The sequence below is a fragment of the Mesorhizobium sp. P2_D1 genome (assembly GCF_056404455.1).
Map to the genome: position 1 here is coordinate 67,230 of NZ_JBFUDZ010000001.1, position 15,720 is coordinate 82,949.

General features: G+C 64.9%; 12 protein-coding genes. 4 read left to right on the forward strand and 8 right to left on the reverse strand.

Features of this window, described 5'->3' with window-relative positions; all coding sequences use genetic code 11:
- Positions 1-3 precede the first annotated feature (3 nt).
- From AC1D0I_RS00370 to AC1D0I_RS00405, 8 genes are all read right to left on the reverse strand, one after another.
- Positions 4-2,070 carry a 3-hydroxyacyl-CoA dehydrogenase NAD-binding domain-containing protein gene (locus tag AC1D0I_RS00370; protein ID WP_477392331.1) on the reverse strand — a complete coding sequence of 689 codons (2,067 nt, stop codon included), beginning with the start codon at positions 2,068-2,070 and terminating at the stop codon, positions 4-6.
- A 165-nt stretch (positions 2,071-2,235) separates the two neighbouring features.
- Positions 2,236-3,183, reverse strand: coding sequence for an ABC transporter permease (locus tag AC1D0I_RS00375; protein WP_477392333.1), 948 nt, complete (start codon positions 3,181-3,183; stop codon positions 2,236-2,238).
- Positions 3,184-3,185: 2 nt separating this feature from the next.
- The gene (locus AC1D0I_RS00380) at positions 3,186-4,166 is read right to left on the reverse strand and encodes an ABC transporter permease (RefSeq protein WP_477392335.1); all 981 of its coding nucleotides are present in this window, start codon (positions 4,164-4,166) and stop codon (positions 3,186-3,188) included.
- 1 nt (position 4,167) lies between these two features.
- On the reverse strand, positions 4,168-5,637 hold the full coding sequence (locus AC1D0I_RS00385) for a sugar ABC transporter ATP-binding protein (protein ID WP_477392336.1): 1,470 nt from the start codon (positions 5,635-5,637) through the stop codon (positions 4,168-4,170).
- A 49-nt stretch (positions 5,638-5,686) separates the two neighbouring features.
- Positions 5,687-6,700: a substrate-binding domain-containing protein gene (locus tag AC1D0I_RS00390; RefSeq protein WP_095084081.1), complete on the reverse strand. Its 1,014-nt coding sequence runs from the start codon at positions 6,698-6,700 to the stop codon at positions 5,687-5,689.
- Positions 6,701-6,794: 94 nt separating this feature from the next.
- Positions 6,795-7,685, reverse strand: coding sequence for an SMP-30/gluconolactonase/LRE family protein (locus AC1D0I_RS00395; RefSeq protein WP_477392338.1), 891 nt, complete (start codon positions 7,683-7,685; stop codon positions 6,795-6,797).
- A 214-nt stretch (positions 7,686-7,899) separates the two neighbouring features.
- A complete protein-coding gene (locus AC1D0I_RS00400; protein WP_477392339.1) occupies positions 7,900-8,634 on the reverse strand; it encodes a response regulator in 735 nt (244 codons plus the stop codon).
- On the reverse strand, positions 8,634-9,920 hold the full coding sequence (locus tag AC1D0I_RS00405; RefSeq protein ID WP_095084078.1) for a sensor histidine kinase: 1,287 nt from the start codon (positions 9,918-9,920) through the stop codon (positions 8,634-8,636). The genes AC1D0I_RS00400 and AC1D0I_RS00405 overlap by 1 nt, the downstream gene beginning before the upstream one ends.
- Before the next feature lie 152 nt (positions 9,921-10,072).
- Between AC1D0I_RS00405 and AC1D0I_RS00410 the strand changes: the two genes are divergently transcribed.
- From AC1D0I_RS00410 to AC1D0I_RS00425, 4 genes are read left to right on the forward strand one after another with little or no spacing between them, the layout of a single operon-like run.
- Positions 10,073-12,505: a glucan 1,4-alpha-glucosidase gene (locus AC1D0I_RS00410; RefSeq protein ID WP_477392341.1), complete on the forward strand. Its 2,433-nt coding sequence runs from the start codon at positions 10,073-10,075 to the stop codon at positions 12,503-12,505.
- A 34-nt stretch (positions 12,506-12,539) separates the two neighbouring features.
- The gene (gene gnd / locus AC1D0I_RS00415; RefSeq protein ID WP_095084076.1) at positions 12,540-13,553 is read left to right on the forward strand and encodes a phosphogluconate dehydrogenase (NAD(+)-dependent, decarboxylating); all 1,014 of its coding nucleotides are present in this window, start codon (positions 12,540-12,542) and stop codon (positions 13,551-13,553) included.
- A 22-nt stretch (positions 13,554-13,575) separates the two neighbouring features.
- Positions 13,576-14,952 (forward strand): glucose-6-phosphate dehydrogenase, encoded by a 1,377-nt coding sequence (zwf, locus tag AC1D0I_RS00420; protein WP_477392343.1) that lies wholly within the window; start codon positions 13,576-13,578, stop codon positions 14,950-14,952.
- A 14-nt stretch (positions 14,953-14,966) separates the two neighbouring features.
- Positions 14,967-15,671: an ROK family protein gene (locus tag AC1D0I_RS00425; protein WP_095084074.1), complete on the forward strand. Its 705-nt coding sequence runs from the start codon at positions 14,967-14,969 to the stop codon at positions 15,669-15,671.
- Positions 15,672-15,720 lie beyond the last annotated feature (49 nt).

Consider the following 15,720-nt stretch of genomic DNA (forward strand, 5'->3'; position numbering starts at 1 on the left):
TCCTTAGCCCCCGGTTTCCCAGGAACCGGTTTCGGCCATCCGCCTGAGCAATGGCGCCACCTTGAACACGTCCTTGCCCGTCCTCTGATGCCAATGGTCGAGCCGCTCGATGAGCTTGGCTGGACCTTCGAGGCCAGCCCAGAACATCGGCCCGCCCTTGCCGACGGGAAAGCCATAGCCGTTGGCCCAGACGACATCGATGTCGGAGGCGCGGGTGGCGATGCCTTCCTCCAGGATCTTGGCGCCCTCGTTGACCAGGGGATAGAGCGTGCGTTCGATGATTTCTTCCGCACCGATCGCGCGCGGCACGATGCCCTTCTCGGCCGCCTTGTCGCGGATCATCGCCTCGACTTGCGGGTCGGGAACCGGCGTGCGTGCGCCGGCCTCGTAGAGATAGAAACCACGGCCGGTCTTCTGGCCGAAACGCCCTTGTTCGCACAGCGTGTCGGCGATCACGGCCGTCTGGCCGCGCGCCTTGCGGTTGCGCCAGCCAATGTCGAGGCCGGCGAGATCGCCCATCTGGAACGGCCCCATCGGCCAGCCGAAATCGGTGAACGCCTGGTCGATCTGGCGCGGCGTTGCGCCCTCCAGCAGAAGCGCCTCCGACTCGGCGCCACGCGCCGCCAGCATACGGTTGCCCACAAAACCGTGGCAGACGCCGACGACGACAGCCACCTTGCCGATCCGCCGCGCCAGGCCGACGACGGTAGCCAGCGCATCGGGAGCGGTCCTCTCGGCGCGCACGATCTCCAAGAGCTTCATGACATTTGCCGGCGAAAAGAAATGCAGTCCGAGCACATCCTGAGGGCGTGAGGTCGAGGCGGCGATTTCGTTGATATCGAGATAGGAGGTGTTGGTGGCGAGGATTGCGCCGGGCTTGGCCACCGCGTCGAGCTTGCCGAAGACTTCCTTCTTGACCGCCATGTCTTCGAACACTGCCTCGACGATCAGGTCGCAATCAGCGAGATCGGCATAGTTGGTGGAGCCGGTGAACTGGGCCAGCCGCTGCCGCTTCGCATCTTCGGTCAATGATCCCCGCGTGACGGAGACGGCATAGTTCTTGTCGATCGTGCCCAGGCCGCGTTGCAGCGCCTCCTGGCTGGTCTCAAGCAAGGTGACGGAATAGCCGCCGTTGGCGAAAGCCATGGCGATGCCGCCGCCCATGGTGCCGGCGCCGATGATGCCGATACGCGCGATCCTGCGCTTGATGATATCTTTGCCGGGAATCTTTGCCGCCTCACGTTCGGCGAAGAACAGGTGGCGCTGCGCGCGCGACTGGTCGCTGGCGACGAGCTCGACGAACAGCGCGCGCTCCGCCGCCAGCGCCTCGTCGAACGGCAGCGTGACGGCATTGCGCACCGCCTGCGCACAGGCGATCGGTGCTTCGAGGCCGCGCGCTTTTTTGGCAAGGTCCGCCGCCTCGGCGTCGAAAGCCGCCAGGTCGGTTTCCCTAGGCCCATCATTTCGATCGCGCACCCGCGTGAAGGGACCACCTTTGCGGGCTATTTCCCTGGCGAAGTTCACGGCATGCGTGGTCAGATCGCCTTTGAAGACGGCGTCGACCAGACCGGCGGCATGCGCCTCTTCTGCCCCGATCAGCGAACCGGAAACGATCATCTTGAGCGCCTTCACCGCGCCGACAAGGCGCGGCAACCGCACCGTGCCGCCGCCGCCCGGCAAGAGACCGAGCTTGACTTCCGGCAGGCCGAGCTTGGCGCCGGCGTCGGCGACGCGGAAATGACAGCCGAGCGCCAGCTCTAGGCCGCCGCCCAGCGCGGTGCCGTGGATGGCAGCGATCGTCGGCTTGGCGATGGTTTCCAGCGTCGCCACGATGGCGCGCAGTTCGGGCGGCTGCACCGGCTTGCCGAATTCGGTGATGTCGGCGCCGGCAACGAACGTTCGGCCGGCACAGGCGATGACGATGGCCGCGACCGACGGATCATCCCGCAACCCAGCGAGAGCCTGCATCAGCGGTTCGCGAACATGAAAGCTCAGCGCATTGACCGGCGGATTATCGATGGTGACGATGGCGACATCGCCGTCGCGGCTGACCTTCAGGAAATCGGACACGCAAACCTCCCAGCATTGATGAGCGGCTTGCAGCCGCGCGCACGGGATTTACAGCGCCATGACGCGGATGGGAACCGGGTGCCGGCCTGGCACAATGATTACCGGCCTTGACGTACCCCTGATGCCGGCAGCCTCCGCCGCCACCACGCTGAGCGCCAATCGCAACTACCGCAGCGCCTTCTGCCCCCCAGCGGCCGTGATGACACCGACAATGATCAGCCCGGTCAGCAGCAGCCGCACGCCGGCGCTGACGCCGAACGTGTTGAGCATCGTCAAAAGCAGCACCAGGAACAGCGCCGCGCCCCAGACGCCCGGCACATTGGCCTTGCCGCCGGCCACCGAGGTGCCACCGATGACGACGACGGCGATCGAGGCCAGCAGATACTCGTTGCCGATATCGACATTGGCGCCACGGAAATAGCCGGCGAGCAGCGCCCCGTCGATGCCGCCGAGCGCCCCGGACAGCGTATAGGTGAGGAAGCGAATGCGGCCGACATTGACGCCGGCAAGCCACGCCGCGCGGATGTTCTGGCCGATCGCCAGCACCGAGCGGCCATAGATCATGCGCTGCAGCGCGATGGCCGCGCCGATGGTGAACAGCACGGTGAGGATCGCCAGCACTGGAATGCCCAGCACCTGCCAGTTGGCGAAATCGGCGAAGCCGGGCGGCGGCTTGATCTGCAGCCCGCGTCCGTAGCTGATGTCGATCGACTGGATGATGAAGCTGGCCGACAGCGTGGCGATGATCGGCGGGATGCGCAGCGCCCAGATCAGCAAATAGTTGGCGGCGCCGATCGCGGCACCCGTGGCGAGCGCCGCCAAAAGCCCGACCACGATCATGGCATCGTTGCCGTCCATCACCTTCATGGCGACGGCGCTGGCAAGGCCGATATTGGCCGGCAGCGACAGATCGACATTACCGGGCCCAAGCGTGATGACGAACATCTGGCCGACACCGACAATGACGGTGAACACCGCCAGCGACAGTGCTGCGGTGACCATACCGCCGGCGCCATAGCCGCCGGTGAAGGCGATCGTCGCCAGCCACACCAGCAAGGCACCGAGGAACGACCAGATCCAGGGTTTGGCAAGCAGTGGTTTCAATGCGGCCATGGCTACCTCTCCCGGCGGCTGATCAGCACGCGGGCCGCCAGGACGATGATCAGGATGGCGCCATTGGCGGCCACCTGCCAGTCGGGCGGAATGTGCATGAAGGTGAGCAGCGGCGAGGCGGCCAGCGCCAGCGTCAGCGCGCCGATCACCGCGCCGATCGGCGACACCCGGCCACCGACGAATTCGCCGCCGCCGAGGATGACGCCGGCAATCGCCAGCAGCGTGTAGCCATTGCCGATATTGGCATCGGCCGAGGTGGTGATGCCAATCAGCGCCATGCCGGACAGCACGCCGAACAGTCCAGCCAGCGCAAACAGCACGATCTTGGTCTTGAGCAGCGACCAGCCGGCGCGGCCGAGGGCGGCCGGATTGCCGCCGGAACCGCGCAAGATCACGCCATAGGAAGTACGCATCAGCCCGAAATGGACGATGAGGCCGATCAGCAGCGCCGCGATGATCGGGAACGGCACGAAAGGCGGCTTGAATGCCATGAACGCCAGCAGCCAGTCCGGCGCCTTGCCGCCGGGTTTGGGCAGGACGAGGATGGCCAGCCCTTGCCAGACGAAGCTCATGCCAAGCGTCACCACGATCGAAGGCAGGTTGCGCAGATGGATCAGTGCGCCGAGCAAGGCATAGACGCCGATCGACCCGAGCAGGATGGCGACACCGATCAGCGGCGCGTCCTTCAGCCAGGTCGCGGTAACGCAGCCGACAAAGCCGACGAAGGTGCCTATCGACAGGTCGAGTTCATTGCCGGCGATGACGAACATCTGCGCGATGGTCGCCAGGGCGATCGGGATCGCCAGGTTCAGCATCAGGCTGAAGCCGAAATAGCTGATGGCCCGCGGATTGAGCCAGGCGATGGCGAGCAGCACCAGCGCCAGCGACAGCGCCGGCAACAACCCGCGCAACAGGCGGGCACGGGCCAGCGCGCCACGCTCGGCGGAACTCCTGGCAGTGGCGTCGAGGCTGGCGGCCGTCATCTCAGGCCGCATCGCCGAACGAGGACTGGATGATCTTCTCTTCGGTCAATTCGTCGCGGCCCAGATTGGCGACGATGCGGCCGTTCTTGAATACATAGATGTGGTCGCAATTGTCGAGCTCTTCGGTTTCCGTGGTGTACCAAAGGAAGGTGCGGCCGCGGCGGGCCTCTTCCTGTACGAGGTCATAGACCTCCAGTTTGGTGCCTATATCGACGCCGCGCATCGGGTCGTCCATCAGCACGATCTGCGCGTCCGAGCCAAGCGCCCGGGCAAACAGCGCCTTCTGCTGGTTACCGCCCGACAGCGAGAAGATGTTGTTGTTCATGTCCGGCGTGCGGATGCCGATCTTCTTTTGCCAGACTGCAGCGAGCTCGGCCTCGCGCTGCGGCGAGATCAGCAGCCCGTTGCGCAAACGCGCCAGCGAGCGGATGCCGATATTCTGCGCAATCGACCATTGCGGGAAGATGCCGTCCGACTGGCGGTCGCCGGCCACCAGCGCCACCGGCGCGGTGACCTCGATACCGGCTCGGGCACGCGATGCAGCAGCGAAGATCGCCAGCAACAGGTCGGTCTGGCCATGGCCCGCCAGACCGGCCAGGCCGATGATCTCGCCGGCACGGGCGACAAGGTCGGTGCCGTCCTTCTGCACGGCGGGTCGCGCCCGCACCCGCAGCGCGCTGGCCCCTGGTTTGGCGTCGGCGACTTGCGCCGCGATCTTCTGGCGCGCTTCCGCCCCGCCCATCGCCGTCACCAGCCGGTCGCGGTCGAAGGCACCAGCGGCGTCGGCGACAACCACCTTGCCGTCGCGCATCACCACGATGCGGTCGGCGTTCCGCAACACCTCGCCCAGCACATGCGAGATCAGGATGCAGCTTTTGCCGCCGGCGACGAAGCGGCGCACGAAGGCCAACAACTGTCCTGCCGTGTGCGCGTCGAGCGACGATGTCGGCTCGTCCAGGATGACGAGGTCGAGCCTATCCTGGGTGACCGTGAAGGCGCGCGCCACCTCGACCATCTGGCGCCGGCCGATCGACAGGTCGCCGACGATGTCGGACGCCGAGATGCTGTGACCGGGAAAGATCTCGTCGAGCTTGGCGGCGATCAGTTCGGCCGCCTTGCGCCGCCAGCCGAAGCCGCGCAGCGAGGCATGGTTGATGCGCGTGTTTTCGGCAACGCTGAGATTGGGACACAACGACAGTTCCTGGAAGACGCAGCGTATGCCTAGTTGCTGTGCCCGCGACACCGAGTAATTGTCCTCGATACCGCCATGCACGCCGATCTGGCCGCTGTCGGGCACCAGTGTGCCCGCAACCATATGCATCAGCGTCGACTTGCCGGCGCCATTGTGGCCGACCAGCCCGACACATTCGCCGGGACCAACGTGGAAATCCACGCCGCCCAGCGCGCGAACGGCGCCGAAATGTTTTTCGGCGCCGTTCAGTCTGATGATGTCAGCGTTCCCTGCAACCATGCTCAACGATATCCGCTCGACGATACGGACGGCAACGCTTCTCCGACACTCACTTGATATTGGCTTTGATGGCCGCGATCGCGTCCTCTTGCGTGTATTCGTGGCTGGCAACGCCACCCTTGACGATCTTCGGCAGCTCGGCTTCGAAATCGTCCTGGGTGAAGGCCAGATACGGCACCAGCAGATCGTGCGGGATGTCGGTGCGGCCATCGAGCACCTGTTGCGCCACCCAGAATGCGAGCGACGACACGCCCGGCGCGATCGACGCCGACCAGGTCTTGTAGCCGTCCTTGTCCTTCTGTTCCTTCCACCACTGCAACTCATCCTGGCGGTTGCCCATGATGATGGTCGGGCGCGGCTTGCCGGCTGCGGCAAAGGCCTGCGCCGCGCCATAGCCGTCACCGCCCTGGTCGACGATGCCGACGACGTCGGGCAGCGACGGCAGGATGGTCGCGACCGCCTTCTGCGCCGTGGTCTGGTCCCAATCGCCGGTAACCGAACCGACGATCTTGAACTCGGGATGGGCAGCGACACCTTCAAGGATGCCGGCATGGATGGCGTCGTCGATCGAGGTGCCGGCAAGGCCACGGATTTCCAGCAGATTGCCGCCCTTGGGCTGGAACTTGGCCATCTGCTCGACTTCCTGCTTGCCCATGTCCTTGAAGTCGACGACGACGCGATAGGCGCAAGGTTCGGTGACGGTGCCGTCGAAGGAGACGACGGTGATGCCGGCGTCACACGCCTGCTTGATGGCGCCGTTGAGTGCGTCCGGCGAAGCGGAGTTGATGACGATCGCGTCATAGCCCTGCAGGATCAGGTTCTGCACCTGAGCCGCCTGCGTCGGCACTTCTTTGTCGGCGGTCGTGAAGATATCGGCCGCGCCGACGACCTTGTCGGCGACCGCCTTCTTGGTGACGATGCCATAGCTGTCGAGCATCGCCTGCCGCCACGAATTGCCGGCGTAGTTGTTGGAGAAGGCGATCTTCTTGCCACTGGTGTCGGCAAGTGCGGTGCCCGAGGCGAGCATCGCCGCCAGAGCGCCCAAGACAAACAGTTTCTTCATGTCGTAATCCTCCCAGATGTTTACTGCTGCAGTTCCTGCCGGTTTTGACCCCGGCCTCACTCCCAATCTGATTTGAGCACGGACGGTCCCGAACTCAAAACAGTCTCAATCCCGGCACGCGCACCCGGAGCCGGTACAGCGACGTCGATGCGGCGATGTAGAGGCTTCTCAGATCATCGTCGCCGAAGGTGAAATTCGCGCAGTCTTCCGGCGTCCGGATGACGCCCAGAATGGCACCCGACGCGTCGAAGACATGGATGCCGCCGGGGCCGGTGCAGTAGACATTGCCGCGGCTGTCGATCTTCATGCCGTCCGGCGCTCCCGGCCCGTCGCCTTCGGTCACCGCCCACACCGCACCGCCGTTGAGGTCGCCATCCGCCTCGACGCCGAACACCCTGATATGTCCGCGTTCGGTGTCGTTGATAAACAGCCGCGACTCGTCCAGCGAGAAGCAAAGCCCGTTCGGCTGGACGAAATCGTCGGCCAGCAATGTCAGCCGGGCGCCGTCGCCGTCGATGCGGTAGACGCCCTGGAAAGACAATTCCTGTTGCCGCGGCACGCCATAGAATTCCACTCGGCCATAACCCGGATCGGTGAAGTAGATCGAGCCGCCGGTGGCAACGACGATATCGTTCGGGCTGTTGAGCTGCTTGTCCTGGTGGTGTGTGGCAAGAACGGTCACGCTGCCATTGGGTTCGGCGCGGGTCACCCGGCTCGTCGCGTGCTCGCAGGTGACCAACCGTCCCTGGCGATCCAGCGTATTGCCATTGGCCTTGTGGCTCGGCTCGCGAAACAGTTCGATCTCACCCGAGGCACTGCGGCGATACATGCGGCTTTCCGGAATGTCGGAGAAAACCAGCCACTTTTCATAGGGGTGCCACACCGGCCCTTCGAGGAAACCGAAGCCGCTCGCCAGCGTTTCGATCGTCGCATCGCCGACGACGTCGTCAAAGCCGGAATGGCGAGCTCGCGCCGACACCGACATCACTGGTGCCTGGCGGCGCGAACAGCCGTGCGAATTCGCATGGCGACGAATGGCATGAGCGCTTCCCTGACATGTTTTCTTATTGGGGATCGAAGGTAGTTGCGGCACCGGCGTGGCGATACGGGTCAAAGCGCACGCCCGACTGTGCAAATGCACAGTCGGGCCCAAGCAAAGGAAAAGTGTCAAACGGCTTTCCGAACCGCTCTGGCTGCGATCAGCGATCGGGCGAAGCCTGCGCCAGCCAGGCGTCGAGCCGGTCCTGCTCGCGGCGCAGCGCGTCGATGTTGATCAGGCCGCGCGCCATGGCGAGATAGATCGCCCGCGTCCGCGAGTTGAACACGGATGCATCGCCGGCGCCGTCCTCCGGCGGCACGATACAGAGCTTGTCGTAGACATGCTTGATGCGGCTCTGCGCGCCGCGGATCGACAGGCCGCGGCGTGCGGCGATCGCCCGGTCGGTCAGGCCAAGCGCGATGTCGATCAGGCTTTCATATTCGCCGTCGGTGATTCCTTCGAACTTGTCCTGGACGCGGTGCTGGATGCCGCGAATCTCGCGGTCGATGATGCAGTGGCCCTCGCGGAAAACGCCGCGCAAGGCCGAGCGCATGCCTTCCTCCGTTGCCGATTTCAACACATAGCCATAGACCGAGCCCGGCGGCACGATACGCGCCACACCGCGCACATAGGCCTCGTCGGCGAAGTTCGACCAGAATAGGATGTGCGTGCCGGCGCGGCGGTTCCAGATCGCCCTGGCAACCTCGATCCCGGTCGCCTTCGGCATCTGCAGGTCGAGGACGACATGCGGCGGTTCGCGCTCGGCCGCCAGGTTGATGGCGTCCTCGCCGTCGCTCGCTTCGATCACCTCGACGTCGCCGGGCCACAATTGCTCGACGGTGCGCCGCGCGAAGGTGCGGTGCAATCCGTCATTTTCGGCGATCATCACAAGCATCACATGGCCTCCGACACGGCGAGCTGGCCGGGCGCCGCTGCAGCCGCCGCAACCGGCAGCTCCCGCGACGGCCGGCGGTCGATCTCCACTACGACACGGGTGCCGCCGCTCTTGCGGCCGGCCTGCCCGATGCGCAGCCGCGCACCGATCAGCGCGGCGCGCGTATGCATGTGGCCAATGCCGCCATGGGCGGCCGGATCGACAGTGCCGCAGCCCTGGCCGTCATCGGTAACGATAACCCGCAGCACGCTTGCGGTAGACGCCAGCAGCACATCGATGCGGCGCGGCGCGGCGTGGCGAACCGCGTTGTTGATGGCTTCCTGCACGATCCGGTAGAGTGCCGTGCGGACGGGCTCCGGCAGATTGTCGGCGCCGCCGTCGCTGGTGTCGGCGATGCGCACGGCGATGGGCGGTTTGGCTCTGGCGACACTGCGGTTGAGATGCGCTTCGACCGCATCGCGCAGGCCGAACAGTTCGAGCACGCTCGGCCGCATGTCGTCGACGATGTGGCGCAGTTCCGTTAGACAGCCGGCGACCTCCTGCTCAAGGTCGGCAAGCTGCGCCGCCCGCGCCACGCCCTGGCCGCGCAGGGCCGAAAGCTGGCGTGCGATGCGGGCGAGGTCGGCTAGCGTCTGGTCATGCAAGTCCATCGCCATGCGCCGGCGTTCCCGCTCCATGCCCTCGGTCAGTTGCGAGGCGCCGACGCGCAGCAATTCGACGCGGTTGCGCGCCTCGCTCTCGGCAAGCATGGCGCGGCGGGCCTCCTCGGTCTGGATCAGCGCAAAGATATAAGGCGCGATCAGATCGGCGCATTGCTGGGCGACCGCGACATCGGCAAGCGTGTAGCAGCCGACCTCGTGCCGGCTGATGTTCAGCGCCCCGATGATGCCGCCGCGCGCCCTGAGCGGCACGACGATGCGGCTGCGCAGCTTGGCGGCGAAGATCGGTCCGTCGATGGCCGTGGCGAAATGGAAGCGCTCGTCGCGCAGCGCGTCGTCGGAGAGCAGATATGCCACCTCGCCCCACAGCACCGAGCGAATCGGGCTGACTTCGGTCGGCAGCGGATGCTGGGCAAGCTCGCTCCAGCTGGTGTGGAAGCCGGCTTCATAACAGGCATGCCTGCGCCCATCATGCGACAGCACCGCCAGATCCATATGGTCGTGCGGAATGAGCGTGCCGATCTCGATGGCTGTGGCACGAAACGCCGTGCCGGGATCGATATGGCCGGCAAGCGCCGCCGAAATCGCCAGCAACCGGTCGATCAGGACCAGGGACACCTCCGGCATGGCTTCGCGATCCTCCCGTGCCGGGAATAGTGGACGCTACGCGGCGCCCCTGTCAACGAGGGCGCCATTGGCCGTGGCGATCAACTTGCGGTGCAACGATTGAAAAGGGTTCGCGTCCTGGTCTAGGGAAAGGGCCAGGAGATCGCAATCGAATGCCAGTGACGCCAACCGTTGCTCCGGGCGCCCCGGGAATTCCGGCTCGCTGGACGTCAAGCGCCAAGAGTGGCGTTGGAACGTCCCTTTCGCCAAACGGCCATATCTGGTTCACGATCAGCCATGGCATTCTCAACGAGATCTACTATCCGCACCTCGACAGAGCCTGCACGCGCGACCTCGGCCTGATCGTCACCGGCCCCGACGGCTATTTCTCCGAAGAAAAACGCGATGCTGTGCACGCCGTCGAGCCATTCGAGGACGGCGTGCCGGCCTACAGGCTGGTCAACACCGCGACTGACGGCGCCTACCGGATCGAAAAGCGCATCCTCGCCGACCCGGCGCGGCCCGCTTTGCTGCAGGAAATTACCTTCACAGCGCTCAAGGGTGCCGCAGGCGACCATCGCGTCTACGCCTTGCTGGCGCCGCATCTCGTCAATGCTGGCATGGGCAACACCGCCTGGGTCGGTGACCACAAGGGAAAACCTGTGCTGTTCGCCTCGGGGCGCGGCACCTGCCTGGCGCTGGCATCGTCACTGCCCTGGCGCACCGGCTCGGCCGGCTATGTCGGCGTCTCCGACGGCTGGCAGCAGCTCCACAATACCGGCGAGCTCGATCCGGCCTGCCAACGGGCCGAGGACGGCAATGTCGCGCTGACCGGCGAGATCGGCTTTACCGCTTCGAAGACAACGGCCTTGCTGGCGCTGGGCTTTGGCGCGACATCGGACGAGGCGGCCGAAAATGCCTTCGCCAGCCTGCAGCAAGGCTTTGAGCCCGCCGCCAACGCCTACGTCGAGAGATGGCGAAAGTGGCAAAAGAGCCTGCTGCCGCTGGACCGGCATGGCGAATCCGGGATCAACTTCTATCGTGTCTCGACCGCGGTTCTGTCGACCCACCGGTCGATCGCCATACCGGGTGCGGCGGTCGCCAGCCTTTCGATTCCGTGGGGCTTCAACAAGGGTGACGACGACCTCGGCGGCTACCATCTGGTCTGGCCGCGCGATCTGGTCGAGACCGCCGGTGGTTTTCTCGCCGCCGGCGATGCCGCGTCGGCCCTGCAAATCCTCGACTTTCTCAGTTCCATCCAGCAACCGGACGGCCACTGGCCGCAGAACGCCTGGCTCGACGGGTCGGCCTATTGGCCAGGCATCCAGATGGATGAATGCGCCTTCCCGTTGCTGCTGGCCGATGCGCTGCACCGCTCCGGGCACCTGCCGCAAGCCAGGCTGCTCGCCTTTCAGTCGATGATCGAGCGCGCCGCCGGCTATGTCGTGCGCAACGGACCCGTCACCGGTGAGGACCGCTGGGAAGAGGATGCCGGTTACAGCCCGTTCACGCTTGCCGTCGAGATCGCGGCACTGCTTGCTGCGGCCGACCTGCTCGACGCCTGCGGCAAGCAGGTCGCCGCGACCTATCTGCGCGAGACCGCCGATGTCTGGAACGACCAGGTCGAGCGTTGGACCTATGTCACCGGCACGGCACTCGGCAGGCAGGCCCGCGTCGACGGCTATTACGTGCGCATCGCGCCACCCGACAGCGCCGAGGCCGGTTCGCCGAAGGATGGCTATGTCCCGATCAAGAACCGTCCGCCCGGCGATTCCGACCAGCCGGCCGAGGCGATCGTCAGCCCGGACGCACTGGCTCTCGTCCGCTTCGGCCTGAGGGCAGCCGACGATCCGCGTATCGTCGACACGGTCACGATCATCGATGCGCAATTGCGCTGCGACCTGCCGCAGGGGCCGCTCTGGTACCGCTACAATGGCGATGGCTATGGCGAGCATGAGGATGGCGCACCCTTCGACGGCACCGGCCAGGGCCGGCCGTGGCCGTTGCTCGCCGGCGAACGCGCCCATTACGAACTTGCAGCCGGACGCAAGGACAGAGCTGTAGACCTGCTGGCCGCGCTGGAAGGCTCGGCCGGGCTGGGCGGCCTGCTGCCCGAACAGGTCTGGGACGGCGCCGACATGGCCGAGCGCGAACTGCTGCACGGTCGCCCCTCGGGCAGCGCCATGCCGCTGGTCTGGGCGCATTCGGAGCATATCAAGCTGTTGCGCTCGGTGCGCGATGGCACGGTCTTCGACATGCCGCCGCAAGGCGTCAAGCGCTACATCGAGGACAAGACCGTGTCGCCGTTCAGGACATGGCGCTTCAACAACAAGATCCGCACGCTGCCGGCCGGCAAGACGCTGCGCGTCGAGCTCTTGGCCCCGGCGACGGTTCGCTGGAGTAGCGATCACTGGGCGACCGCCGCCGACAGCCAGACGATCGAGAACGCCTTCGGCATCCACCTTGCCGATCTGCCCACCGCCAGCCTCCCCGCCGGAAGCACGCTGATCTTCACTTTTTTCTGGCCCGAAGCCGGCGATTGGGAGAATGTCGACTTCTCCGTCATATCAGGCGATCAGGATAGCCAGTCGATCCTTCCTCGATAAACCCAGTAAATCTCCAGGAAACAGGGACGAAACCATGCAGATCGGAATGATGGGATTGGGCCGGATGGGCGCCAACATGGTCCGGCGCCTGATGCGCGACGGCCACGAATGCGTCGTCTACGACATCAACCCGGCCAGCGTCGCGGCTCTGGTGACCGACGGTGCTTCAGGAACTGCATCCATGGAAGAATTCGTCGGCAAGCTGGTCAAGCCGCGCTGTGTGTGGCTGATGCTGCCGGCGGCGATCACCGGCAAGATCATCGATCAGGTGGCCGCCCTGATGGAACCCGGCGACATCATCATCGACGGCGGCAATTCCTACTATCACGACGCCGTCGACCAGGCCGCGAAACTGGCCGCCAAGGGTATCCATCTTGTCGATGTCGGAACCAGCGGCGGTGTCTGGGGCCTTGAGCGTGGCTATTGCCTGATGATCGGCGGTCCCGACGTGGCGGTGCAGCACCTTGATTCGATCTTTGCCACGCTGGCGCCCGGTGCCGATGCCGGCTCCAATCCGCCCAAGGATGCCGGGACCGCACCCTTTGGCTATCTGCATTGCGGGCCGAGCGGTGCCGGCCACTTTGTCAAGATGGTGCACAACGGCATCGAATATGGCGTGATGGCCGCCTATGCAGAAGGCATGAACATCCTGAAGTCGGCCAATGCCGGCAAGCGGCAACGAACGGCGGACGCCGAGACCAGCCCCCTGGAAAACCCGCAATACTACCAGTTCGACGTCGACCTCCCTCAGGTGGCCGAGGTTTGGCGGCATGGCAGCGTCATCGGCTCCTGGTTGCTCGATCTCACCGCGGGCGCGCTGAAGAATGATCCGGGCCTGGCGAATTTCGGCGGCCGCGTCTCGGATTCCGGCGAAGGCCGCTGGACGCTGAAGGCGGCGATCGACACCGGCGTGCCGGCGCCGGTTCTGTCCTCGGCGCTGTTCGACCGCTTCTCCTCGCAAGGCGAGTCCGAATTCTCCGACAAGCTGCTCTCGGCAATGCGTTATGCCTTTGGCGGCCATGTCGAGAAGCCGAAGTCCGGCTCGTGACGGCGGCAGGGGAGACACGCCGATGAGCCCGGAACGGTCCGACACGCTGGTGCTCTTCGGAGCCACCGGCGACCTCGCCCACAAGAAGATATTTCCAGCCCTTTACCAGATGGTGGCCAAGGGCACGCTCACCGAACCGGTGATCGGCGTGGCGTTCGACGCCTGGGATCTCAAGCAATTGCAGGCGCGCGCCCACGACGGCATCGTCAATGCGCTCGGCAAGATCGACGAAAAATTGTTCGCCAAGTTCGCCTCCCTGCTGCGCTATGTCAGTGGCGACTACCGCGATCCGGCGACGTTCGAGAAACTCAAAACCGCGCTCGGCACCGCCCAGCGGCCGCTGCACTACATGGCGGTGCCGCCGACCATGTTCGAGACCGTCGTCCAGGGACTGGAGCAATCGGGCACGGCTCGTGGCGCGCGGCTGATGGTGGAAAAGCCCTTCGGCCACGATCTGCAATCGGCGCGCTGGCTGAACCGGGTCCTGCATCTGGTTTTCGACGAACAATCGATCTTCCGCATCGACCATTATCTCGGCAAGGAAGCGATCCAGAACCTGCTCTATTTCCGCTTCGCCAATTCCTTTCTGGAGCCGATCTGGAACCGCAACTTCGTCGAGAGCGTGCAGATCACCATGGCCGAAGATTTCGGCGTCGAGGGGCGTGGCCGCTTCTATGACAACGTCGGCTGCATCCGGGACGTCATCGAGAACCATCTGCTCAACATCCTGTTGCTGCTTGCCATGGAGCCACCCGTCGGCCGATCCGCCGACGATTTGATCGACGAGAAGGTGCAGGTGCTGCGGGCGATCCGGACCTTGGCGAAAGACGATGTCGTGCGCGGTCAGTTCACCGGCTATCTCGCCGAACCCGGCGTAGCGCCGAACTCACCGGTCGAGACCTTTGCGGCGGTGCGTTTCTTCGTCGACACCTGGCGCTGGCAGGATGTGCCGTTCTTCATCCGCGCCGGCAAGAACATGCCGGTGCATGTCACCGAAGTGGTGGTGCGGCTGAAGCGGCCGCCGCTCGACGTCTTCGATCCGATCAAGCCGGCCGACCAGAACTACGTTCGCTTCCGCATCGATCCGCAAGTGGTGATCGCCATCGGCGCCCAGCGCAAGGCGGCGGGCGACGACATGATCGGCGAACAGGTCGAACTGACGGCGCTCGACGACAGCAAGAGCGACATGCCGCCCTATGAGCGGCTGATCGGCGATGCCATGAACGGCAACGGCCAGTTGTTCACCCGCCAGGACGCCAGCGAAATGGCCTGGCGCATCGTCGGCCCGGTGCTCGGCGACACCACGCCGCCGCACGTCTATGAACCGCTCACATGGGGTCCGGCGGACGCGATGGCCGGGTTCGGGCCGCCCAATGGCTGGATCGATCCGGTAAAGTGAGTGGAGGTGGCGCAATGCCCAAAGCGGTGAAGCAACCGGCATCGGACGCTGAGAAGATCGTGCTTGCGATCGACATTGGCGGCTCGCATGTCAAGATTCTCAGCAGCGCCGGCGGCGTGGAGCGGCGCGCCGACTCCGGGCCCGGCCTGACGCCGCAGCAGATGACCGATACGGTAAAGAAGTTAGCCGAGGGCTTGTCCTACGACGTCATCTCGATGGGCTACCCCGGCCCGGTCAACCACAACAGGCCACTCACCGACCCTGCCAATCTCGGCAAGGGTTGGGCAGGCTACGATTTCGCCGCGCAATTCGGCAAGCCGGTGAAGGTGGTCAACGACGCGCTGATGCAGGCCATCGGCAGTTATGAAGGCGGCCGCATGCTGTTCATCGGGTTGGGAACCGGTCTCGGTGCCGCGATGATCGTCGACAATGTCGCCCAGCCGATGGAACTCGCCCATCTTCCCTACAAGAAGGGCAAGAGCTTCGAGGACTATGTCGGCGAACGCGGCTTGGAAAAGCGCGGCAAGAAGAGATGGCGCAAATATGTCTTCGACGTCGTCGACCGGCTCCGCGCCGCCATGCAGCCTGACTACGTCGTCATTGGCGGCGGCAATGTCGAAAAGCTCGATGAATTGCCCGCCGACAGCCGGCGCGGCGACAACACACGCGCCTTTGAAGGCGGATTTCGTTTGTGGCGCGACAAAGCGCTGATAGTCTGATATTGTTATTGTTTAATATAGTTGTTCAAAATAACGTGTGCCGCGGCAT